Source organism: Hamadaea tsunoensis DSM 44101 (genome assembly GCF_000428945.1).
GTDB classification, from domain to species: domain Bacteria; phylum Actinomycetota; class Actinomycetes; order Mycobacteriales; family Micromonosporaceae; genus Hamadaea; species Hamadaea tsunoensis.
Genome location: NZ_AUAX01000009.1, coordinates 268,912 through 292,438, shown reverse-complemented (window position 1 = coordinate 292,438; position 23,527 = coordinate 268,912). Strand labels below are relative to the sequence as shown.

Genomic DNA, 23,527 nt, shown 5'->3' with positions numbered 1-23,527 from the left:
GGAATGCCAGATCGTCGCGGATCGCCTGATTCCCGCGGATCGCCTGATCGAGGTCAGTCGTAGCGGTGGGAGGCCGACTGGCGGCGGCGCGCCTCGATGGCGGCCTGCTCCTCCAGGCTCAGCAGCGGCACCACCGGCTGGGGCACCTTGGCCCGGCCGATCATCTTGACCTGCCGGCGACGCGTACGCTTCGCGGCGTTGCGGGTCGCGACCCGGACCGCGGCCCGGGCGTGCGCACGGGCGGCCGATCTCGCCCCGAACCCGGCGATCACGTCGTTGATCTTGACCATGGCGGCGACCGCGCCGGGCAGGACGAGGACGGCCCACCACGAGACGAGTTCGGCCATGGCGAGCAGGGTGGCCAGGGCGATCGCACCTTCGAAGAAGAAGAAGCAGAGCAGCCCGCCCGGTCGCAGATACTTCAGCCGCAGGATGCGCGCGTAGTAGGGCGGCCGGTCGCTCATCGGCCGCCGCCCCGGGCCGCCGCGACGGACATGACCGCGCGTTCGAGGGCGTACCCGCGATCGTCGGAGCCGCCCTTGACCTCGGCGTTGCAGCGTGCGGCGGCGGCCATCGCGGTCACGAGGCCCTCCGGCGTCCAGCCGCGGGCCACCCGCTGCGCCTTCTCGATCTTCCAGGCCGGCATGCCGAGCTTGCTCGCCATCTGGTACGCGTTCCCGCCGCCCCGAGCCGCACTGGCCACCCGGGCGACCGTGCGTACGCCGTCGGCGAGCGCGTCGGCGATCGGAACGGGATCGACGCCGGTGGCCAGTGCCCAGCGGAGCGCCTCCAGGGCGGCCGGTACGTCGCCGGCCACGGCCGCGTCGGCGACCGAGAAGCCGCTGACCTCCGCCTTGCCGCGGTAGTACCGGTGGACCACCTCGACGTCGATGCGCCCGTCGGTGTCGGCCATCAGCTGGGCGCAGGCCGACGCCAGTTCGCGCAGGTCGTTGCCGACCGCTTCGAGCAGGGCCTCGGCGGCGTCGCCGGAGCATTTCCCGCCCAGCCGCCGGAACTCGTTGCGGACGAATTCGGCGCGGTCGCCGTGCCGGGTCAGCTTGGCGGCGACGGCCACCTGGGCGCCCGCGTTCTTCAGCGCGTCGGCGAGCGCCTTGCCCTTGGCGCCGCCGGCGTGGCAGACGACGAGGCTGACGTCGGGGTCGGGATTCTGCGCGTACGCGGTGAGGGCAGCGGCCAGGTCCTTCTTCGCGTCCTGTCCATTGAGGACGACGACGACCGGGCGCCCGCCGAACAGCGACGGGCTCAACGCGCCGGCCAGTTCGCCGGGCAGCAGGTCGGACGCGGCGAACTCGGTGAGCGCCGCGAGTGGATCGTCACGGCGGACCGCGTCGACGACCTCGGCGACCGCCCGGGCGGCCAGCAGTTCCTCGTCGCCCAGGACCAACAGCAGCGCGGGAGCACTCACACAGCCATCCTCGCATGCCAGCGGCCATGATCCGCTCACTCGATCGGGTCCGGCAGCTAAGGATCGCGGAGTGTGATGGCAATAGCACCTTGAGTCACCACAATCGCGATGTCGCCGGCCAGGTCGGTACGCACCACCCGCGCCCCGCCCCGGCTCAGGTACGCGAGGACCGACGGGCTCGGATGCCCGTACGGATTCCCTTGCCCCACCGAGACGAGAGCCACTCTCGGCCGGACGGCGTCGAGGAAGGCGGGCGCCTGGAAGGCACTGCCGTGATGGGCGACCTTGAGCACGTCGACGCGTCCCACCAGACCGGCCAGTTCCTCCTGCTCCTCGACCTCGGCGTCCCCCGTCAGCAGCACGCGTACGCCGCCGGTGGCGGCCAGCGCCACGACCGAGTTGTCATTGGGATCGGAGCGGGTGCCGCGCAACGCCGTCACCGGTCCCAGGATGGTCAGCGTGACCGGGCCGATGCGGCGTACCTGGCCGGGTTCGGCGGCGGTGACCGGGACCGCGGCGGCCTGTTCGGCCAGCAGCCGCCGGCCCTCCACCGGTTCCGGCCACGCCGACGTCACGACCGCGCGTACGCGCCGGTGGTCGAACACGCCCGCGACGCCGCCCACGTGATCGGCGTGGAAATGGGTGATCACCAGGAGCGGAACGTCGGTGATGCCGAGATCGTCGAGGCAACCGTCCACTAGGGATGGACCCGGTCCGGCGTCCACGACGATCGCCTGATGATCGCCGGTCCTCAGCACCGTGGCGTCACCCTGCCCGACGTCGCACATGACGTAGATCCAGCCCGGCGGCGGCCAGCCCGACGCGAGCAGGCGTACCGGGGCGGCGCCGAGGACCGCCGACAGCACCGCGACCAGGACGAGCCGGCGGATCAGGGTGCTGCGGAATCCCACCAGGAGAAGGATCGTGAGGCCGGCCAGGAGCAGCGCGCCGGGCGTACCGGCGGGCCAGGGCAGGTTGCCCAGCGGCAGGCCGGCGCCGACCCGCGCGACCTCGACCAGCCACCACACGGGCCAGCTCGCGAGCCACGCCACCGCGGCGGCCCCGGCCGGCCAGACCGCCGAGAGCGCGGTGGCCGCCACGCCGAGCAGGGTCGCGGGCGTGATCGCCGCGGCCACCAGCAGGTTCGCCGGGATCGCCACGATGCTGACGGTGCCCGAGATCGCGGCGATCACCGGGCCGCACGCGACCTGCGCCGCCGCCGGAACCGCCAGCGCCTCCGCGGCCCAGCGCGGGAAACCTCTGCGCCGCAACGCATCCCGCCAGGGTGGCGCGAGCAGCAGCAGGCCGGCGGTCGCGCACACGCTCAACGCGAAGCCCGGATCGCCGGCCAGCCCTGGATCCGCCACCACCAGCACGGTCACCGTGGCGCACAACGCCGGCAGCGCCGCCCGGCCCCGGCCGGTCGCCAGCGCGACCAGCGCGATCGCCCCCATCACCGCCGCGCGCAGCACGCTCGGCGACGGCCGGGCCAGGATCACGAAGCCCACCACCCCGAGTACGCACAGCCCAGCGCTCAGGCGCGGCCCGGCCCTCGCCCAGCGGGCGGCGTACAGCAGGCAGCCGAGGATGACGGCGAGATTCGAGCCCGAGACGGCCGTCAGGTGGGTCATCCCGACGGCCCGGAAGTCATCGGCCACCTCGGGCGGCAGCCGGGAGGTGTCGCCCACGACGAGGCCGGGCAGCAGGCCGCCGGGCCGGGGATCGAGTCCGGCGCAGGCGTCGCGGAGCCCCGCCCGCAGGCCGCCCGCCGCGCGTTGCACCCAGGGTGGCGCGGTCGCCGCGGCCGGCGGCTCGTTCACGGAGACGATCGCGGCGAGGAGTCCGCGGTCCCGAGGCGGGGCGAGGCGGCCGTCCGCGGTGACGTGCTGGCCGGGCAGCAGGTTCCGCCAGGCCGGATCCGAGGCCAGAACGAGGACGTCGGCGTTCTCCCGGCGGTCCCGTCCCGCCGCCCCGGACCCGTCACCGCCGGTCAGGTGCGTGAGGTGCGCGGCGATCGCCCAGGTCGGCCGCCGGCCGGCCACCGCGTGTGGATCGTCGGACACGGTCAGCTCGACGCGTACGGTGGCGTGGCGGTCGGCCAGGTCGCGCAGGGCCGGGTCGTCCCGGGCGGTCAGCCTGATCCCGGTCGCCGCTCCGGCCAGCGCCAGCCCGATCAGTCCGGTCGCGACGGCGGCCCGCCCCCGGGCGAGGTACGCCAGCGCCACGGCCGCCCCGGCGACGGCGAAGGAGACGGTCGCGGTCCAGCCGAGGCACGCGTACGCGCCGAGCCAGCAGGCCAGCGCCACCGGGGCCAGCCGGAGATCGGGGCCGGTCACAGGATCACGAGGTCCTTGATCTCGGCGTACTTGGCGTCGCCGATGCCGTCGACCTGGCGCAGTTCGGTGACGCTCCCGAAGCCGCCCTTCCGGTCGCGGTACTCGACGATCCGCTGGGCGAGGACGGGACCGACGCCGGGCAGGGCGTCCAGCTGGGCAACGGTCGCCGAGTTCAAGCTGACCTTCCCCGGTACGCCGCCCGCCGCGCCCCCGCCGGCCGGGCCGCCAATCGTGATCAGCTCGCCGTCGACGACCTTCCTCGCCAGGTTCACCGTGGACAGATCGGTGCCGGGGAGCGCGCCGCCCGCCGCCGCGACCGCGTCCGCCACCCGACTGCCGGCCGGGAGGCGTACGAGACCGGGCCGAGCCACCTTGCCGCCGACGGCGACGACGACCTGGCCGCCCGGATCGGCTGAGGCGGTGGACGTCTCGGCGCTCAGGGCCGGGGCGGGCGCGACCGGTTCCTCGTGCGGGCGGGTGAACCAGGCGAACCCGGCTGCGCCGACCACGACCACGGCCGCCACGACGGCGATCACCTTCAGCCCGGGACGGCCGGGGTCGAAAGCTGCCGCGGTGGGCAGGGCGCTCTTCGCCGGCGGATCCGGGGGTTGGTCCCCGCGGCCGGGATCGTCGTGCCCACGGCCGTCGCGCCGGTGCGCGCCCGGGGTCCGCAGGCTCGGATCGGTCACCTCGTCGGCCCAGGCCGGCCGGAACGGATCGGTCGGCTCGTCGCTCCACGTGGGACCGCTGGGACGGTCGCGGCGGCGGCGATCGGGCCAGGTGCCGTGAGGCCTTCGCGGTGGCCCGACTGGCCGCGACCCGGCAGTCGGCGACCCGACCGGCGGCGACCCGGCTGGCGACGACCCGGTAGAGGGCAGGCCGACAGGCGGTGGTCCGGCGAGGGGCAGGCCGGCAGGCGGCGCCCCGGCGAAGGGCGGGCCGGCGGGCGGTGCCGCCACCGCTTCGGTGAAGAGCGCCCCGGGCTGGTCGACGACCAGCTCACCGGGCAGGTCCGCGACCCGCCTCCGCCAGCGGCCCAGGTCACGGTCGTCGGCGGCGGCCGGTCGCTGCTCGACCGCCTCCCCGGTGAGCAGACCCCATGCGGCGAGCCGGTCCATCGCGGCCGCGCGGTCGTCCGGCCGCGCTGCGGATCCCGGCCGCGAGGAGGATCCCGGCGACGCTGAGAACTCCGGCGACACCGATCCGGACGACACCGAGGATTCCGACCACCCTGAGGGTTCCGGCCCCCCTGAGGGTTCCGGCCACGCTGAGGGGTCCGGCCACTCGGACGGCACGGAGTCCGCGCCCGTCTCGTCGTCGGGCCAGTCCTCCTCGGCCGGAAGAGTGCCGCTCCCCCATCCCGCTCCGGGATCGGCGGCCAGCACCGGATCACGGATCCAGTCGGGATCGGGCAGCTCGATCGGAGCGGGCGGGAAGAGGGCGGCCAGCCGCTCGGCGGCCCGGCCGTCGGGAACGTCCTTCGAGGATCGCACGGCGTGAAGGTAGGCCCGCCGACCCGCCCGGAACTACGACGACGAAGCGGCCTCCTGTGGACAGCCGTCGCTTGTGGACAACCTGATCAACCGAGCCTCAGCCGTGCCTCCATCGAGCCTCGACCGAGCCTCAGCCGGGCCGTTTCGCCTGGGCGCCGGGGCGGTGCACGACCACGCCCGCGACCCCGGGGCCGACGTGCGCGGCGATGACCCCGCTGACCTCGGTGACGTACAGCGCGCCGAGCCGGTCGCCGAGCTTCGCGCGTACGGCGTCGGCGATCACGGCCGCCCGTTCCGGAGTGTCCAGGTGGTGCACGGCCACCTGGACCTCCGGCTCGTCGGCGGCGGCCGCGACGGCCAGCTCCACCAGGCGGTCGAGGGCCCGCGACGTCGTGCGTACGCGGTCGCACGGCACGATCGCGCCATCCACGACATGCAGGATCGGCTTGACCGACAGGGCCGTTCCGAGCAGCGCGGACGCGGCCCCGATCCGGCCGCCCCGGCGGAGATGGTCGAGCGTGTCGACCACGAAGTACGTGTCCGTTCCGGCGACCGCGGCGTGCGCGGCCGCGCGTACATCGGGAAGATCTTTGTCGCGCGCGGCCACCGCGGCGAGGACGGGGAAGCCGAGGCCCATGGCGGTGGAGCGGGAGTCGACCACCTCGACGAGGCCCGGGAGGTGCGCGGCGGCGAGCACCGCGGACTCGTAGGTTCCGGACAGGGCCGAGGAGAGGTGGACGGAGACGACGCCGTCGGCGCCCGCGTCGAGCAGCTCGCGGTAGACGGCCTCGAACTCGGCGGGCGCGGGGCGCGAGGTGGTCATGGCGACGCGGCGGTTGCGCAGGGCGGCGGCGACCTCAGCGGAGGAGATCTCGACGCCCTCGCGGGCCGGGTGGCCGTCGACGACGACCGACAGCGGGACGATCCGTACATCGGCCGCGAAATCCGGCGGCAGGCCCGCCGTCGAGTCCGTGACCACCGCGATCGTCATGCCAGAAAGGTAGCCGATCTCGGGGCGCGGATGTCAGAGGCGTTCTGCCGAGACCACCTGGAGGGGCATTCCGATCTGGCAGACCGTCGCCATGTCCGTGCGCAGGATGCCGACGACGCGTACGCGGGCGCCGGCGGAGAGGATCTTGTGATCACCGCCGACCAGCTCGTACGTCTTGCCGGTGCCGTCCTCAGTGAGGCCCAGGCAGCCGCCCTCGACCTCCTTGTAGACGACCGTCCCGACGACGGTGGACTGGTCCCGGGCCGGCGGCGGGATCTGCGGGGACTTGATGATGCTCGGCCTCGTACGCGGCGGCGGCGACACCACCGGCCCGGAGCCGCTCGGGCTCGGCACCGGTACGCCGGACGCGGTGGCCGCCGGGCTCGACGATGTCGGAGCAGGCGTCGGGCCGCCCGCCTCCGGGGACTTGCCGCAGGCGGCCAGGCCGGCGGCGAGCAGGGCGGCGGAGCAGGCGACGATCGCGGCGGTGCGAGCGCTCATGCGACCGAGCGTAGCCCCCGCGCCCTCCGGACGCAGCCCTGGAAAGATGCTCAAGATCCCGTTCGGATCAGGTTTTTCACCCGAATCATGGGCCATGATTCGGGTGATTTCCCTGATCCAAACGGGATCAAGCGCCAAACGGGATCAAGCGCCAAACGGGATCAAGCGCCAAACGGGATCAAGCGCCGAACGGGACCCGCGGCCTACCGGACGACCAGGGTGCGGATCTGGCGGAGGAGGACCGACAGCGGCGCCAGATCCGCGCGTACCCCGTCGAACTCTCCGATCGCGTTGCGGGCCCGGATGATCGCCGCCTCGTTGAGCTGCTCCCACGCCTCGACCCGGGCCTGCGGTGTCAGCTTCCGATCCGCTGTCGAGGTGAGCACCTCGGACGTGAGCGCCGCGAGGGCCGCGTACAGGTCGTAGCGCAGGGCCATGCGGGCGAGCGTCTGCCACCGGTCCTCCCGGGGCAGCTGCGAGATCTTCGTCAGCAGATCGTCCACCAGGAACTGCTCGGACAGCACGAAGTAGACCCCCGCCACGTCGTCGAGGTCCTGCCCGGTGGTCCGGGCCGTCTCCACGACGTCGAGCAGGCCGAAGCTGTGCAGCGTACGCGTGCCCCAGTCGGCCAGGTCCTGCGGAACGTCGAGCTCGACGAGTTTCTGCGAGTAGTGCGAGAGCGCGTCCTTCTCGACGCCGAGGAACAGCGTGTCGAGCTTGGGCGCGAGGTGCGCGATGCCGGGCCGCAGCCGCTCGATCTCGGCCGGGACGTCGAGGACGCGGCGGTTCTGGACGAGCCACCGGACCGCCCGGTCGAGCAGCCGGCGGGTCTGCAGGTAGATGATCGTCTGCGCGTCCGTCGGGATCTTGTTGTCCTGCTCCTCGACCGCCTTCCACAGCGACGGCAGGTCGAAGACGTCCCGCACGATCACGTACGCGCGCAGCACGTCCGCCGCGGTCGCCCCGGACTCCTCCATCGCCCGGAAGACGAAGGAGGTGCCGCCCCGGTTGACGACCTCGTTGACGATCCCGGTCGTCACGATCTCGCGGCGCAGCCGGTGGCCGGTCATGAGGTCGGCGTACCGGGCGCGCAGCGGGGCCGGGAAGTAGTCGTGCAGCATCCCGAGCGTCCACTCCTCGTCGGGGAGGTCCGAGTGCAGGATCTCCTCTTCGAGCGCGATCTTCACGTACGCGAGCAGCACCGCGAACTCCGGTGCGGTGAGCCCCTGCCCGTTGCCGAACCGGACGGCGAGCTCGTCGTCGGTCGGCAGCGCCTCCAGACCCCGGTCGAGCCGGCCGGACTGCTCCAGCGCGCTGATCAGCCGCCGGTGCACGGGCAGCAGCGAATGCGCCTGGTAGCGCGCGCTGCCCAGGGCCGTGGCCTGCAGGTAGTTGTCGCGCAGGCACAGGTCGCCGACCTCGTCGGTCATCTCGGCGAGCAGCGCGTTGCGGTTCTCCAGCGACAGCTCCGGCACGGCCGACAGCAGGATCTTGATGTTGACCTCGTGGTCGGAGCAGTCCACACCCGCGGAGTTGTCGATGAAGTCCGTGTAGATGTGCCCGCCGGCGGTCGCGTACTCGATCCGGCCCCGCTGGGTCAGGCCGAGGTTGCCGCCCTCGCCGACCACGGTCGCGCGCAGGGCGCCGCCGTTGACCCGGATCGCGTCGTTGGCCTTGTCGCCGACGTCCGCGTGCGACTCGGTCGTCGCCTTGACGTAGGTGCCGATGCCGCCGTTCCACAGCAGATCGACCGGGGCCAGCAGGATCGCCTTCATCAGCTCGGCCGGGCTCATCGCGGTCGCCGTCGCGGGCAGGCCGAGCGCGGCGCGTACGGCCGGGGTGATCGGGATCGACTTGGCGGTACGCGGGTACACCCCGCCACCGGCCGAGATCAGGTCGGCGTTGTAGTCGGCCCACGAGGAGCGCGGCAGCTGGAACAGGCGCTGACGCTCCACAAAGGACGTCGCCGCGTCGGGATCGGGGTCGAGGAAGATGTGCCGGTGGTCGAAGGCGGCCAGCAGCCGGATGTGCTCCGACAGCAGCATCCCGTTGCCGAACACGTCGCCGGACATGTCGCCGACGCCGACGACCGTGAAGTCCTGCTCCTGGATGTTGACACCCAGGCCTCTGAAGTGCCGTTTGACCGACTCCCAGGCACCCCGGGCGGTGATGCCCATGCCCTTGTGGTCGTAGCCGGCCGAACCGCCCGAGGCGAACGCGTCGCCGAGCCAGAACCCGTACTCCGCCGAGATGCCGTTGGCGATGTCCGAGAAGGTGGCCGTGCCCTTGTCCGCCGCCACGACCAGGTAGGGGTCGTCCGGGTCGTGGCGCACCACGTCCGCGGGCGGCACGATCTTGCCGGCGTCGAGGTTGTCGGTGATGTCCAGCAGCGCCGAGATGAACAGCTTGTAGCAGGCCACACCCTCGGCGAGGAACGCGTCCCGGTCGGTCGCGGCCGGCGCCTGCTTCAGCACGAACCCGCCCTTGGCACCGACCGGCACGATCACCGCGTTCTTCACCATCTGCGCCTTCACCAGGCCCAGGATCTCGGTGCGGAAGTCGTCCCGCCGGTCGCTCCACCGCAGGCCACCGCGTGCCACCGCACCGAATCTCAGGTGTACGCCTTCGAAGCGCGGCGCGTACACGAAGATCTCGAACTTGGGCCGCGGCGCGGGCAGGTCGGGGATCGCCTGGGGATCGAGCTTGAAGGAGATGTACGCCTTGGGCCGCGATTCCGTGCCGCGCTGGTAGAAGGACGTCCGGAGGGTCGCCTGCACGAGGGTGAGGTAGTTGCGCAGGATGCGGTCCTGGTCGAGGCTGGCGACCGTGTCGAGCTGCCGGTTGATCGACGCGACGAGCTCCTTGCCCTGCGTCTCGCGGTCGGCGTCGGAGAGCTTGAGCGCGGGGTCGAAGCGGGTCTCGAAGAGCGCGACGAGCGCCCCCGCCAGCCCCGGGTACGCGATGAACGTCTGCTCCATCGACTCCTGCGTGAACACGGTTCCGGTCTGCCGCAGGTACTTGGCGTACGCGCGCAGGACGACGACCTGCCGCCAGGTCAGGCCGGCCCGCAGCACGAGTTCGTTGAAACCGTCCACCTCGGCCTCGCCGCGCCAGGCGGCGGCGAAGGCGTTCTCCACGTGCGAGCGGACCTCGGCCAGCTCGCGGGCGTTCTCCGGCAGCGTGAGGCCGAAGTCGTAGACGTGCGCGGTGCCGTCGCGGCGGCTGATCTCGAACGGCCGCTCGTCGGTGACCTTCACGCCGAGCGAGTGCAGCACCGGCAGCACCGAGGAGAGCACCATCGGGTCGCCGAACCGGAAGATCTTGAAGCGGACGTCGGAGTCGTCCTTGCGCCGCCGGAACAGGTGCAGCTCCAGCTGGCCGGGCTCCTCCAGCAGCTCCAGCTTGGCCAGGTCCTGCATCGCCTCGTACGCGTTGTACCCGTCCTTGTAGGTCTCGGGCAGCGCGTCGACGTACTTGTGGAAGAGGTTCTTGGTCTGCTCGTCGCCGAGTTTGCGGGCGAGCACCAGCTTGAAGTCGTCGTCCCAGGCGCGGGTGGCGTCCGCGAGCTTCTCGGCGATCCCGTCGGCGTCCACGCGCTGCGGCGGGGCCTGCGGGTCCACCCGGACGATGAAGTGCACCCGGGCCAGCGGGCCCTCGGTGACCTTGGTCGTGTAGTCGAGCCCGATCCCGTTCAGCTCGTCCAGCAGGATCTCCTGCATGGCCAGCCGGTGCGCGGTGGTGAACCGGTCCCGCGGCAGGTAGACCAGGCACGAGATGAACCGCCCGTACGCGTCCCGCCGCAGGAACGCGCGCAGCTGCCGGCGGCCCGCCATCCGCAGGACGCCGACGGCCGCGTGGTAGAGATCCTCGGTGCCGATCTGGAACAGCTCGTCGCGCGGGTAGCTCTCCAGGATCTCCAGCAGATCCTTGCCGGAGTGGCTGCGCGGGCTCAGCCCGGAGCGCTCCAGCACCTCGTGGACCTTGCGCTTGACCACCGGCAGCTCGCGTACGCTGCCCCGGTAGGCGGCCGACGAGAACAGGCCCAGGAACCGGATCTCGCCGTCGACCTCGCCCATCTCGTCGAAGGTCTTGAAGCCGAGATAGTCCAGGTACGCCGAGCGGTGGACGGTGGCCCGCGAGTTCGCCTTCGTGATGATGAGCAGCCGCTTCTCCAACGCCCGCTGGTACGCCTCCGGCGTCATCGACGCGAGCTCGCGCGGCGCCTCCTGCGCCCCCCGCAGGATGCCGAGGCCGGACTCCGCCACGGCGCTCAGCAGGTGCCCGTCGACCAGCTTGTACTCGCGGTAGCCGAGGAACGTGAAGTGGTTGTCGGCCAGCCACCGCAGCAGCTCGACCGAGTCGGTGATGTCCTTGTCCGGCACCGGGAGCACGGCGGAGGTGAGCTCGTCGGCGAGTTCCAGCGCCCGCTCGCGCATCCGCGGCCAGTCCTCGACGGCCAGGCGTACGTCGGTGAGGACGCGGTCCAGCTCCACGGAGAGCTGCCGGGCCTCGGCCGCGTCGCGTACCGGGTCGGTCTCGATCCGCATCCACGACTCGATCTCGTCGCCGCCGATCGCGTCGTCGGGCTCGACGTCGGCACACACCTCGGTGAGCGTGCCGTCCGGCTCCCGGCGTACGACGATCAAGGGGTGCACCAGCATGTGCACGTCGAGATTGCGCGCGGACAGCGCCGCGGTGACGGAGTCGACCAGGAAGGGCATGTCGTCGGTGACGATCTCGATGCACGTGTGGGCGCCGTCGGGGGTCAGCCCGATCCGCAGCATCAGCTCGCCCCGCTCGCGCCGGCCGGCCAGCTCACGGTGGCCGCGGACGGCCGCGAGCATGGCGCTCGGGGTCTGCCCCATCAGCTCCTCGTCGGGCGCGAACCGCCAGTAGCGGCCCACCAGCTGCGCGTCGTCCAGGTTGTCGCCGGCCAGCGCCACGGCGCCGGCGACGAGCCGTTCGGCGTTGGGCAGGTCCTCGTCGAGTTCGACGTCCACGTCGGCCTCGACGACCATGTCGCCGGGCAGGTCGGCGGGCGTGTCCACGCTTTCGCCGCTCATCAGGCCACCTTCGGGTGACATCACACAGCTCCCCTCACCCACCACGCTGTGGGCTCGTCCGTCGTCTCCACCCTATGACAACCTCCGGGCGGCCGAACCGGGCGGCAGGCGGCGGTCAGGTGAAACCCGCACACCGGGTCCGTCGCGCCTCGCCGCGTTTGTGATCATGGAGCAGAATGGTCGGCATGCCAGCCCTCGCACAGCACCGTCGGATCGCGCTGTTCGCCGCGCTCGCCCTGCTCGCGACGCCGCTCGCCGCCTGCTCCAAGGATCCCGAGCCCGGCCCCGCCCTCGACGCCTTCGTGGCCGGCTGGCCGCACGCGCAGTGGAACGGCAAGGTCACCTTCGTCGGGCCGCAGAACCAGGCCCTCACCGAGACCGACGTCGCCAACCGCCTCAAAGGCCTGTCCGGCACCCTCGACACCGTCACGGTCAAGGCCGACGGCAAGCCCACGATCTCCGACAAGTCCGCCACCGGCAAGATCACCGTCGACTGGACGCTGCCCGGCGGCACGCACTGGACCTACCCCTCGCAGGTACGCCTGACCCAGCAGAACAAGACCTGGCGGGTGATCTGGGATCCGAAGATCGTCCACCCCGATCTGCAGGAGAACGCCGCACTGAACACCAAGGTGGTCGCGGCGGCGCGGGCGGGGATCAACGACGCGGCCGGCAACCCGCTGGCGACCGCCCGCAACGTGGTGGTCGTCGGGGTGGAACCGGACAAGATCAAGGATCTCGCCGTCCTGACGCCCGTCCTCGACTCGGCGTTGAAGACCGTGGTGCCCGGCGGAGTCGACCTGAGCGGCCTGGCCCAGCAGGTGGCCCAGGCCAAGCCGGACGCGTTCGTCGAGATCGTGACCCTGCGCCGGGAGGCGTACGACCAGATCAAGCCGATGATCCACGACCTCGACGGGACGGTGTTCCGGGAGGAGACGCGGATCCTCGCCCCGACGCGGACGTTCGCCAAGGCGCTGTTCGGCTCGGTCGGCGAGGTCACCAAGGAGATCATGGACGCCAACCCGGGCAAGTACGCCCAGGGCGACCAGGTCGGCCTCTACGGGCTGCAGAAGCAGTACGACGCCCGGCTGCGCGGCTCCGACGGCGTCGAGGTGGACATCACGAGCAAGAACGCCGACGGCACGACGCGTACGCAGAAGGTCTTCGGGGCCGACGCGAAGGACGGTCAGGCGCTGTCGGTCACGCTCGACCCGAAGGTCCAGAACGCGGCCGACGGGGCGATCGCCGGCTCGAAGCTGACCCAGCGGACGGCCATCGTCGCCATGCGGGTCAGCGACGGGCACGTGCTGGCCGTGGCCAACGGTCCCGACGGCGGCGGCGACGACCTCGCGCTGGTCGCCCAGGTCCCGCCCGGCTCGACGTTCAAGGTCGTGACGGCGTACGGGGTGCTGGACGGCGGATCGGTGACCGCGGACTCGGTGGTCGACTGCCCGGCCACCTACACGGTCGACGGCCGGACCTTCAAGAACGCCCACGACATGGCGCTCGGCCCGGTGCCGTTCCACACCGATCTGGCCAAGTCGTGCAACACCGCGTTCGCGTCGCTGGCCCCGAAGCTCGGCGACACCGGGCTCGCGGCCGCGGGCACCGCGCTCGGTCTCGGCACGAAGTGGGACCTCGGCGTCGACTGCTTCACCGGCGCGGTCTCCTCCGGCGGCTCGCAGGCCGAGCAGGCGGCCGCGGCGTTCGGGCAGGGCACGACGGTGGTCTCCCCGGTCGCGATGCTCGGCGCCATCGGCGCGGTCGCCCGCGGCCGGTGGAAGCAGCCCGTCCTCCTGCTGGACCCGGCCCCCGCCGCCCCGGCCGCGGACGGGCCGCAGCTCAAGGAGTCGACCCTGACGCAGCTGCGGACGGGCCTGCGCGAGGTGGTGACGAACGGGACGGCGGTCTCGCTCAAGGACGTTCCCGGCGGCCCGGTCAGCGGCAAGACCGGTACGGCGGAGTACGACGCCGACCCGGCGCACACCCACGCGTGGTTCATCGGCTGGCAGGGCGACCTGGCCTTCGCCGTGTTCGTCGAGAACGGCGGCGACTCGACCGCCACGGCGGTCCCGCTCGCCGAGGCGTTCCTGCGCGGTCTCCAGCCGCAGACCGTCCGACGCTGACGGTCTGACCGGCGAGTTCCCAGGCCCGCAACCCTCAGCCAGGGTTGCGGGCCTTTCCAGGTGACACCCAGCCGGACCGGACGGATCGCCGATCACGGGGCGTCACTCTCATGGACATGACCGTGACAGACGTACGCGAAACAGCAGATCAGACGCGTGTCGCCCCGGCCCCGACACCGCCTTCCGCCCGGCATCCCCGCTGGGAGCGGCCGGCGTTCATCAGCCTCGTCGTCGGGACCGCCCTGCTCTACCTGTGGGGGCTCGGCGCATCCGGCTGGGCGAACGCGTACTACTCGGCGGCTGCCCAGGCCGCGTCGGCGAGCTGGAAGGCGATGTTCTTCGGCTCCTTCGACGCGTCGAGCTTCATCACCGTCGACAAGACCCCGGCCTCGATGTGGCTCATGGGCTTGTCGGCCCGGATCTTCGGGGTGAACTCGTGGAGCATCCTGGTACCGGAGGCGCTGTGCGGGGTGGCGGCCGTCGCCCTGCTGTACGCGACCGTCCGCCGCTGGTTCACGCCGGGCGCCGCCCTGATCGCCGGGTCGGTGATGGCGCTGACGCCGGTGGCGACCCTGATGTTCCGGTTCAACAACCCCGACGCGTTGCTGGTGCTGCTCCTGGTCGCGGGCGCGTACGCCGTCACCCGCGCGGTGGAGCGGGGCAGGACCACGTGGCTGCTGCTGGCCGGCGCGTTCGTCGGATTCGGCTTCCTGACCAAGATGCTCCAGGCCTTCCTGGTGATCCCCGCCTTCGGCCTCGTCTACCTGTTCGCCGCCCCGGTACGCGTACGCACGCGGATCTGGCAGCTCTTCGCGGCCCTGGGCTCGATGATCGTCGCGGCCGGCTGGTGGATCGCGGCCGTGAGCCTGTGGCCGGCGTCGAGCCGCCCCTACATCGGTGGCTCGCAGAGCAACAGCATTCTCGAACTCACGTTGGGCTACAACGGTTTCGGCCGCATCACCGGTGACGAGGTCGGCAGTGTCGGCGGCGGCGGGGGCGGCAACACCGCCGGCGGGATGTGGGGCGAGACCGGCATCGGCCGGCTGTTCAACTCCGAGATCGGCGGCCAGATCTCCTGGCTGCTCCCGGCCGCGCTGATCCTGCTGGTCGCCGGGCTCGCGCTGACGCTGCGGGCACCGCGTACCTCCCGGCTGCGGGCGGCCCTCATCCTCTGGGGCGGCTGGCTGATCGTCACCGGCGTCACGTTCAGCCTGATGGCGGGCATCTTCCACGCCTACTACACGGTGGCGCTCGCCCCGGCCGTCGGCGCGCTCGTCGGCATCGGCACCGCCTCGCTGTGGCAGCACCGGACCAGCCCGATCGCCCGCTCGGTGCTCGCCGTGACCCTCGCGGTCACCGCCGTCTGGTCGTTCGTCCTGCTCGGCCGCAGCTCCGACTACCTGCCGTGGCTGCGCTACCTGGTGATCGCGGCGGGCCTGCTCGGCGCGGCGGCCCTCTTCGTCGGCCACGTGCTGCCCAAGGTCGTCCTGCCGGTCGTCGCCGGCCTCGGCATCGCGGCGGCCCTGGCCGGCCCGGCGGCGTACGCCGTCGACACCGCGAGTACGCCGCACACCGGCTCGATCCCGACGGCCGGACCGGCGAGCGCGGGCGGCTTCGGCGGCGGGCGGATGGGCGGACCCGGCGGCGCGGGCGGCTTCGGCGGCCGCAACGGCGGGCAGTTCCCCGGTGGACAGACGGGCACCGCGCCGCAGGGCACGACCCCGAACGGTGCGGGCACGGGTACGGGCACGTCGCAGAACGGCACCGGGTCCACCGGCACTACGCAGAACGGCGCGGGCGGGAACGGATTCCCCGGTGGCGGCATGGGCGGCGGCATGGGCGGGGCGGGCGGCCTGCTCAACGCCTCCACCCCGAGCTCCGAACTCGTGACGCTGCTGGCGGACGACTCGAGCGCGTACACCTGGGTGGCGGCGGCGGTCGGCTCGCAGAACGCGGCGGGCTACCAGCTCGCGACCGGCGACCCGGTGATGAGCCTGGGCGGCTTCAACGGCAGCGACCCGTCGATCTCGCTGGCGGACTTCCAGAAGCTGGTCGCGGCGAAGAAGGTGCACTACTTCCTGGGCAGCGGCGGCGGTGGCTTCGGCGGCCGGTCGAGCGGCGGCAGCAACTCGGCCCAGGAGATCGCGAGCTGGGTCGCGGAGAACTACACCGCGCAGACCGTGGGCGGCGCTACCGTCTACGACCTGACCAAGTAGGTCTGATCAAACAAGTAGGCCTGATCAAACAAGTGGGTCTGATCAGGTAGATACGCTCGTCCTGTCACATCCGGGGTACCCCATCCGTCAGCCGGGTGGGGTACCACCGCGTAAGGAGGCATCATCGTGGATCCGGATGACTGGCTGGCCGAACGGTTCGAGGAGAACCGGCCGCACCTGCGGGCCGTCGCGTACCGCATGCTCGGCTCGGCGAGCGAGGCGGAGGACGCGGTCCAGGAGTCGTGGCTGCGGCTCAGCCGGTCCGACACCGACGAGATCAAGAACCTCGGCGGCTGGCTGACGACCGTGGTCGGCCGGGTCTGCCTGGACATGCTGCGCTCGCGTACGTCGCGGCGGGAGGAGTCGCTGGAGATCGCGGCCGACCCGGCCGGCGGTACGCACGATCCCGAGAACGAGGCGGTGCTGGCCGACTCCGTCGGGCTCGCCCTGCTCGTGGTGCTCGACACCCTCGATCCGGCCGAGCGGCTCGCGTTCGTGCTGCACGACATGTTCGCCGTCCCGTTCGAGGAGATCGCCGGCATCCTCGGGCGTACGCCGGCCGCCGCCCGCCAGCTCGCCAGCCGGGCCCGCCGCCGCGTGCAGGGCCGGACGGTGGATCCGGAGGCGGACCTGCAACGCCAGCACCGGGTGGTCGAGGCATTCCTCAACGCCTCCCGGGAGGGCGACTTCGCCGGACTGCTCGCCCTGCTGGACCCCGACATCGTGGTACGCGCCGACGCGACGGCGACCCGGATGGGCGGCTCCCCGGAACTGCACGGCACCGAGGCTGCGGTCGCCAACTTCCTCGGCCGGGCCCAGGCGGTACGGCCGGCGCTGGTCGACGGGCACGTCGCCGGGCTGTGGGCCGACGGGGACAAGGCGCAGATCATGCTGCGGTTCACGGTGGTGGAAGACAGGATCACGGCCATCGACGTGGTCGCCGACCGCGCCGTCCTCGACCAGGTCACCTTCACCTTCCTCCCCTGACGGTGAGCATGTAGGACGGGGCACCCGAGCGCCCGACCCCGACGATCTTGCGCGAATGTCTCAAATTTCGTCCGGTGTACCCGAAATGCCCGGACATTCGCGCAAGATCGCCGCATGCGGCCGAGGACCACTGAAGATCAAGTCCGCCGCCGGCTTCAGCCCGTTCGGCCTTTGTCGCGACTGTCCGATATGGACGGCCGATGGTAGCCGGCGGTAGCCGGTGACAGCCGGTGGGTGCCCGGCGGGGTTGATCGTTTACGGCTGGGGTGTAAATACGGCGGCGGTTGCATGATCAATTACGGTTCTGGAGCACGCTGACCGCCCCTGGCGACACCTCACGCGTAAACGATCATGCAGATCGGGCCGGAATTACACCCCAGCCGCAAACGATCAGGAAATCGGCGGCCATGGTTCACCTGGCGGAAGATCGTTCCCGCATCGCAGGCAACAGCCGACAGCGGAGCGGCTCTGACGTGATCCACAGCGCGTGGGACGTCATAGCTGCACTCTCGCCACGATCCACCGCGGTTCGTATCGGACAGTCGGGACAAAGGCCGGGAGGACCCTACATCCGCACCGTGAAACGGCGACCCAAACGCGTGATGGATGCTTCGCCCGTACCGGGACATGAATTTGATCTTGCAATCCTCCTGCGGGACGCTCTAAAGAGCTTCGGGTTCGGCGGGAACGCGCGCGGGTTCCGCGTCGCCCGGCACGACCAGCCGCAGCGCGACCTGCGGGTAGATGAGGACCGACAGTGCTCCGGCCGCCACCAGCGCTGCCGCGACGAGTGTCGTGAGCACTCCGTCGTCCGTACCGATGCCGGTGATCACCACGATGAGCGGCAGGGCCGACGATCCCAGCAGGGCCAGCGCCACCCGTTCCCGGCCGGGGTCGCGCCGGTGCAGCACCATGATCGGGCCGCCGCGTACGACGAGGAGGGCCAGGAGGAACAGGCCGGTCAGGAGCAGTCCGGTCCCGGTCGACAGCGCGTCGAGGTTGAGCTTCAGCCCGCTCACGACGAAGAAGATCGGCACCAGGAAACCGAAGCCGACCGCGTCCAGTTTCGACTCGACCGTCGCCACGTGGTGCTCCGGTGCGGCCCGGGTCGCGAGGCGCACGACGATGCCGGCCGCGAAGGAGCCGAGGAGCGTGTCCAGCCCGAACTCGTACGCGATGAACACCATCACGACGAGCACCAGCATCACGAGCCGGATGGCGAACTGCGCCGACGTGGTCAGCGTACGCGTGACGAGAGCACCGATCCGGGGCGGCGCCGGACGCCGGGCGAGCACCGCCGCGACCACGGCCAGCAGGACGAACAGGGCCAGCAGCACGAGCGCGCGCCCGGGCTTGTCGGTGGTCAGGACGATCGAGATGGTCACGATCGGGGCGAACTCCCCGATCGCGCCGACCGCCATGACGCGGTTGCCGAAGGGCGTACCGAGCTGGCCGCGGTCGCGCAGGATGGGCAGCAGGGTCCCGAGCGCGGTGGTCGTGAGCGCCAGCCCGATGACGAGGGTCTTCTCCGTCCACCCTGTACGCACGGCCACCAGCGCCAGGCCGAGGACCAACGAGCACAGCCAGCCCTCGACGGCGAGCCGGAGCGGCCGACCCTTGAGTCCGGGGAAGTCGATCTCGTACCCGGCCATGAACATGAGGATCGCGAGGCCGAGGCTGCTGAACGCGCTGATGATGTTGTCCAGCGCGGCCCAGCCCAGCACGAACGGCCCGATCAGTACGCCGAACAGCAGCTCCAGCACGATCGCGGGGACGGCGACCCAGCGCGCCAGCAGGTCGGCGATGATCGGCGAGAGCACGGCCGCGAGCGCGATGAGCGTCAGCGTCTGGATGGTCGACTGCACGTCCACATGATGGCCGACCGACTCGGACCAAAGCGACAACTCGCCCGTACCGTCTGTTGATCATTGCAAGAGCCTGCAACGCCACCCATCGATACAGGCAGCTAGGCAAGGCGGCATGCATCCATCGCCGGATTTCTTTGCAAGAGTATTGACAGATCTTGCAATCTGGCGGCAACCTGCTCGTCACACAGAACTGCGCAGGTCTTGTGTCCCGATCACGCCCGGATCATGCCCCGCTGGAGTCCTCATGCGATCGAGATACCCGGCCGCGTTCCTCGCTGCCCTGCTGGCCCTCGTGCTGGTGCCGCTGACGGCCCTCGCCGGCCGGTCGGTGGCCGCCAACGCGGTGACCGTCTATTACCACCCGTCGTCATCGTGGACGACCGTCGACATCCACTACGCCCCCACCGGCGGAAGCTGGACGGCCGTGCCCGGCGTACCGATGACGGCCGCGTGCACGGGCTGGTACGTGAAGACGATCGACCTCGGCACCGCCACCGGCGCCCAGGTCGTCTTCAACAACGGCTCCGGCACGTGGGACAACCACTCCGGCGCCAACTACAGCGTCGCCACCGGCACCGCGCAGATCAACAACGGCGTCGTCGGCACCACCGACCCGTGCGCGACGACCAGCCCCAGCCCGTCCCCGAGCACCGCCGGCAACCAGGCGACCGTCTTCTACCACGCCCCGTCCGGCTGGACGACGGTCGACATCCACTACGCGCCCACCGGCGGAAGCTGGACCACCGCGCCGGGCGTACCGATGGCGGCGGCGAGCTGCAGCGGCTGGTACGTCAAGACGATCAACCTCGGCACCGCCACCGGCGCCCAGGTCGTCTTCAACAACGGCTCCGGCACGTGGGACAACCACTCCGGCGCCAACTACAGCGTCGGCACCGGCACCGTCACCGTCAACAACGGCGTCGTGGGCACCGGCGACCCCTGCACCGTCGTACCGCCCACGCCCGGCAGCAACACGGCCACGGTCTTCTACTACACCAAGACCCGCGCATGGTCCGCTGTCGACATCCACTACGCGCCCGACGGCGAAGCGTGGACCACCGTCCCCGGCGTCGCCATGAACGAGACCGCCTGCACCGACTGGGTCAAGAAGACCGTCGCCCTCGGCTCCGCGACCAAGATGCAGGCGGTGTTCAACAACGGCTCCGGCAGTTGGGACAACAACAACGGCGCCAACTACAGCATCAACGCAGGAACTTCCCTTGTACGCGACGGGGTGGTCACCGGCAGCGCGACGGACCCGTGTGCCGCGGTGCCGCCGGACACGACGGCTCCGACCGCGCCTGCCAACGTGACGGCCTCGGCCGACCACGTGACGATCACCCTCGCCTGGACTCCGTCCACCGACGACCGCGGCGTGACCGGGTACCAGATCACGCGTACCGGTGGCAGTGGCGGTTCCGTGGTGCTGACGACCGCGTACAACACGTACATCGACGCGAGCTTGGCGGCGCTGACCGCGTACACCTATGTGATCAAGGCGGTGGACGCGGCGGGCAACCTGAGCGCGGCGAGCGCGGCGGTGTCGGCGACGACGGGTGACACGCCGCCGCCGGCGTCGAGCGGGACGATGCTCGGCGGCGATCCGCGCAAGGAGTCGATCTACTTCGTGCTGACCGCGCGGTTCTACGACGGTGACACGAGCAACGACCGAGGCGGCAGCCAGAACGTGTCGTCGGGCAACGCGGCGAACAACGACCCGATGTTCCGCGGCGACTTCAAGGGCCTGATCGACAAGCTGGACTACATCAAGGCCCTGGGCTTCTCCGCGATCTGGATCACGCCGGTGGTGCTGAACCGTTCCGACTACGACTACCACGGCTACCACGGCTGGGACTTCTACCGGGTCGACGACCGGCTGGAGTCGCCTGGCGCGGGCTACCAGGACCTCATCAACGACGCGCACGCCAAGGGCCTGAAGATCTTCCAGGACGTGGTCTACAACCACAGCTCCCGGTGGGGCGCCAACGGCCTGTTCGTACCGAAGGTCTGGGGTGCCAAGGACGGCCAGTGGGACTGGCTCTACAGCACCAAGGTCGCCGGCGGCGTCTACGACCCGATGGTCGAGTTCCACGGCACCGACCCGAACATGACGCCCACCCAGAACGCGCTGGCGCAGGGCCGCGCCTACAACGGTGATCTGTGGACGACCACCGAGCCCGCCGGCAACACCTGCCGCAACTGGGGTACGCCCACCGGCACCTACTCCCCCGAAGGCTTCGCGCTGCACAACTGCCAGTGGCCGAGCCCGACCTCGGGAATGTTCCCGGCGAACCTCTACCACCAGTGCTGGATCGGCAACTGGGAAGGCGAGGACTCGCGCAGCTGCTGGCTCGCCGACGACCTGGCCGACTTCAACACCGAGAACCCGGTCGTGCAGAACTACCTGATCGGCGCGTACAACAAGTACATCGACATGGGCGTGGACGGCTTCCGCGTCGACACGGCGGTGCACATTCCCCGGGTCACCTGGAACCGCCGCTTCCTGCCCGCCCTGCAGCAGCATCTCGTGCAGAAGTACGGCGCGGCCAAGGCCCAGGACTTCTTCGTCTTCGCCGAGGTGGCCGCGTTCGTCAACGACAAGTGGAACCGCGGCTCGGTCAACCACTCCGCCCAGTTCTACACCTGGAAGGAGCGCAAGACGTACGTCGACGACGACGTGCAGGCCGCGCTCGACCAGTACAACTACGAGGAGCAGCTCGGCACCGGCAGCCAGCCGACGTCGACGAACGCCTTCCTGTCGGGCAACACCTACCACGCGCCGGACCACAGCCAGGCGTCGGGCATGAACATCATCGACATGCGGATGCACATGAACTTCGGCGACGCCGGCAACGCGTTCCGCAACGGCAAGGATTCCGACGACTCGACCAATGACGCCACCTACAACGTGGTCTACGTCGACTCGCACGACTACGGCCCCAACAAATCCTCCGTACGCTACGCCGGCGGCACCACCGCCTGGGCGGAGAACATGGATCTCATGTGGACGTTCCGGGGCGTACCGACGCTGTACTACGGCTCGGAGATCGAGTTCCAGGCCGGCAAGCAGATCGACTGCGGTCCCACGTGCCCGCTCGCCACGACCGGCCGGGCGTACTACGGCGACCACCTGGAAGGCACGATCACGGCGGCCGGCTACGGCGTGGTCGGCTCGGCCACCGGCGCGGTCGCCTCGACGATGAGCATGCCGCTCGTCCAGCACGTCCAGCGGCTCAACCTGATCCGCCGCGCGATCCCGGCCCTGCAGATGGGTCAGTACTCGACGGACGGGGTGAGCGGGCCGATCGCGTACAAGCGCCGGTACACCAACGGCAGCGTGGACAGCTTCGCGCTGGTCGCGGTCTCGTCGAGCTCGACGTTCACCGGCGTTCCGAACGGCACGTACACCGACGCCGTGACCGGCGACGTCCAGGTGGTGACCAACGGGACGCTGACCGCCACGGTCTCGGCCCAGGGTGACATGAAGGTCTACGTCCTGTCCCTGCCGGGCAACCCGGCACCCGGCAAGATCGGCACCAACGGCCCCTACCTGAACTGATTCCTTCCCGCCGCTTCCTTCCCGACGCTTCCTTTCCGACGCTTCCTTTCCGACGATCTTGCGCGACGCTTCCTTTCCGACGATCTTGCGCGAATGTTCGGGCATTCGTTGCATAAGCCGCGAAATCCGAGACATTCGCGCAAGATCGTCGGAGCGATCAGCGCAACGCCGTCAACCAGTGGTTGACGATGGCCACACCGTCAACCTACAGTTGACGCTATGACGCTCGATGAATTGATCGCAGAGGTCAAGGGGAGCAGCCCCGACGGCACTCCTCTCGACCACCTGGCCGCGGCGACCCAGGTCGCCCAGCACCTCGACGAGCTCGCCGACCACCTGGTCGGGCACTTCGTCGACCAGGCCCGGCGCTCGGGCGCCTCCTGGACGATGATCGGCCAGAGCATGGGCATGACCAAACAGGCCGCCCAGAAGCGCTCGGTACCGGGCGACGGCTCCTACGAGCGGTTCACCGACCGCGCCAAGGTCGTCGCCCTCAAAGCCCAGAACGAGGCCCGCAACCGGGGACACGCCGAGGTGACAAGCCTCCACCTCGTCCTCGGCCTGCTCGCGGAGTGGGAGGGCTTCGCCGGCCAGGCCATCGAGTCAGCCGGCGCCACCAAGGAACAGGTCGCGGCGGCCACCGTCGCCGCGCTGCCACCGGACGCGGAGCCGATCCACTACCACGTGCCGTACTCGGCCGGGATGAAGAAGACGCACGAGCTGATCGTGCGTACGGCGCTGCGCATGGGGCACAACTACGTCGGCACGGAGCACGTGCTCATCGGGCTGCTGGAGAACGACACGGAACCGGGAGCGCGGGTGCTCGCCGGGCTCGGGGTCACGAAGGCCGGCGTGGAGCAGTGGACGATCGAGGCGCTCGCCGCCTACGCCCGCAAGAAGGCCGAACGGCAGCAGGCCGCCCAGTAGCCCCCAAGATCCCGTTTGGATCAGGGTTTCCTCC

At 70.9% G+C, this 23,527-nt stretch carries 13 protein-coding genes; 5 read left to right on the top strand and 8 right to left on the bottom strand.

What is annotated here, in order from left to right; translation table 11 throughout:
- Nucleotides 1-53: 53 nt before the first annotated feature.
- From G401_RS57750 to G401_RS0119135, 7 genes are all read right to left on the bottom strand, one after another.
- Nucleotides 54-464 carry a hypothetical protein gene (locus G401_RS57750; protein WP_051366843.1) on the bottom strand — a complete coding sequence of 137 codons (411 nt, stop codon included), beginning with the start codon at nucleotides 462-464 and terminating at the stop codon, nucleotides 54-56.
- Entirely contained in the window at nucleotides 461-1,426 is a 966-nt protein-coding gene (gene holA, locus G401_RS0119160) for a DNA polymerase III subunit delta (protein WP_027343780.1), read from the bottom strand. The genes G401_RS57750 and holA overlap by 4 nt, the downstream gene beginning before the upstream one ends.
- A gap of 56 nt (nucleotides 1,427-1,482) precedes the next feature.
- Nucleotides 1,483-3,762, bottom strand: a complete 2,280-nt coding sequence (locus tag G401_RS46790) for a ComEC/Rec2 family competence protein (RefSeq protein ID WP_051366842.1) — start codon at nucleotides 3,760-3,762, stop codon at nucleotides 1,483-1,485.
- Complete coding sequence (locus G401_RS58595; RefSeq protein ID WP_051366841.1) at nucleotides 3,759-5,255, bottom strand: helix-hairpin-helix domain-containing protein; 1,497 nt, start codon at nucleotides 5,253-5,255, stop codon at nucleotides 3,759-3,761. Before G401_RS58595 ends, G401_RS46790 begins: the two co-directional genes overlap by 4 nt.
- A gap of 130 nt (nucleotides 5,256-5,385) precedes the next feature.
- A complete protein-coding gene (locus G401_RS0119145) occupies nucleotides 5,386-6,246 on the bottom strand; it encodes a DegV family protein (RefSeq protein WP_027343779.1) in 861 nt (286 codons plus the stop codon).
- Between the two features lie 33 nt (nucleotides 6,247-6,279).
- Nucleotides 6,280-6,747: a hypothetical protein gene (locus tag G401_RS52925; RefSeq protein ID WP_051366840.1), complete on the bottom strand. Its 468-nt coding sequence runs from the start codon at nucleotides 6,745-6,747 to the stop codon at nucleotides 6,280-6,282.
- 203 nt (nucleotides 6,748-6,950) lie between these two features.
- The gene (locus G401_RS0119135; RefSeq protein WP_084557341.1) at nucleotides 6,951-11,831 is read right to left on the bottom strand and encodes an NAD-glutamate dehydrogenase; all 4,881 of its coding nucleotides are present in this window, start codon (nucleotides 11,829-11,831) and stop codon (nucleotides 6,951-6,953) included.
- Between the two features lie 164 nt (nucleotides 11,832-11,995).
- Between G401_RS0119135 and G401_RS0119130 the strand changes: the two genes are divergently transcribed.
- The 3 genes from G401_RS0119130 to G401_RS0119120 all read left to right on the top strand — a co-directional run bounded on the left by G401_RS0119130 (nucleotide 11,996) and on the right by G401_RS0119120 (nucleotide 17,139).
- Nucleotides 11,996-13,936 carry a penicillin-binding transpeptidase domain-containing protein gene (locus tag G401_RS0119130; protein ID WP_245601777.1) on the top strand — a complete coding sequence of 647 codons (1,941 nt, stop codon included), beginning with the start codon at nucleotides 11,996-11,998 and terminating at the stop codon, nucleotides 13,934-13,936.
- Nucleotides 13,937-14,046: 110 nt separating this feature from the next.
- Entirely contained in the window at nucleotides 14,047-16,152 is a 2,106-nt protein-coding gene (locus G401_RS0119125; RefSeq protein WP_169734212.1) for a glycosyltransferase family 39 protein, read from the top strand.
- Nucleotides 16,153-16,278: 126 nt separating this feature from the next.
- Nucleotides 16,279-17,139, top strand: coding sequence for a sigma-70 family RNA polymerase sigma factor (locus G401_RS0119120; protein WP_027343775.1), 861 nt, complete (start codon nucleotides 16,279-16,281; stop codon nucleotides 17,137-17,139).
- Between the two features lie 662 nt (nucleotides 17,140-17,801).
- Here G401_RS0119120 and G401_RS46775 read toward each other — a convergent pair.
- Nucleotides 17,802-19,004: a cation:proton antiporter gene (locus G401_RS46775; protein WP_211240777.1), complete on the bottom strand. Its 1,203-nt coding sequence runs from the start codon at nucleotides 19,002-19,004 to the stop codon at nucleotides 17,802-17,804.
- A 247-nt stretch (nucleotides 19,005-19,251) separates the two neighbouring features.
- On the opposite strand from G401_RS46775, the gene G401_RS0119110 reads away from it, so the two are divergent.
- Nucleotides 19,252-22,566, top strand: a complete 3,315-nt coding sequence (locus G401_RS0119110; protein WP_027343774.1) for a carbohydrate binding domain-containing protein — start codon at nucleotides 19,252-19,254, stop codon at nucleotides 22,564-22,566.
- 219 nt (nucleotides 22,567-22,785) lie between these two features.
- On the top strand, nucleotides 22,786-23,493 hold the full coding sequence (locus tag G401_RS0119105) for a Clp protease N-terminal domain-containing protein (RefSeq protein ID WP_027343773.1): 708 nt from the start codon (nucleotides 22,786-22,788) through the stop codon (nucleotides 23,491-23,493).
- Nucleotides 23,494-23,527 lie beyond the last annotated feature (34 nt).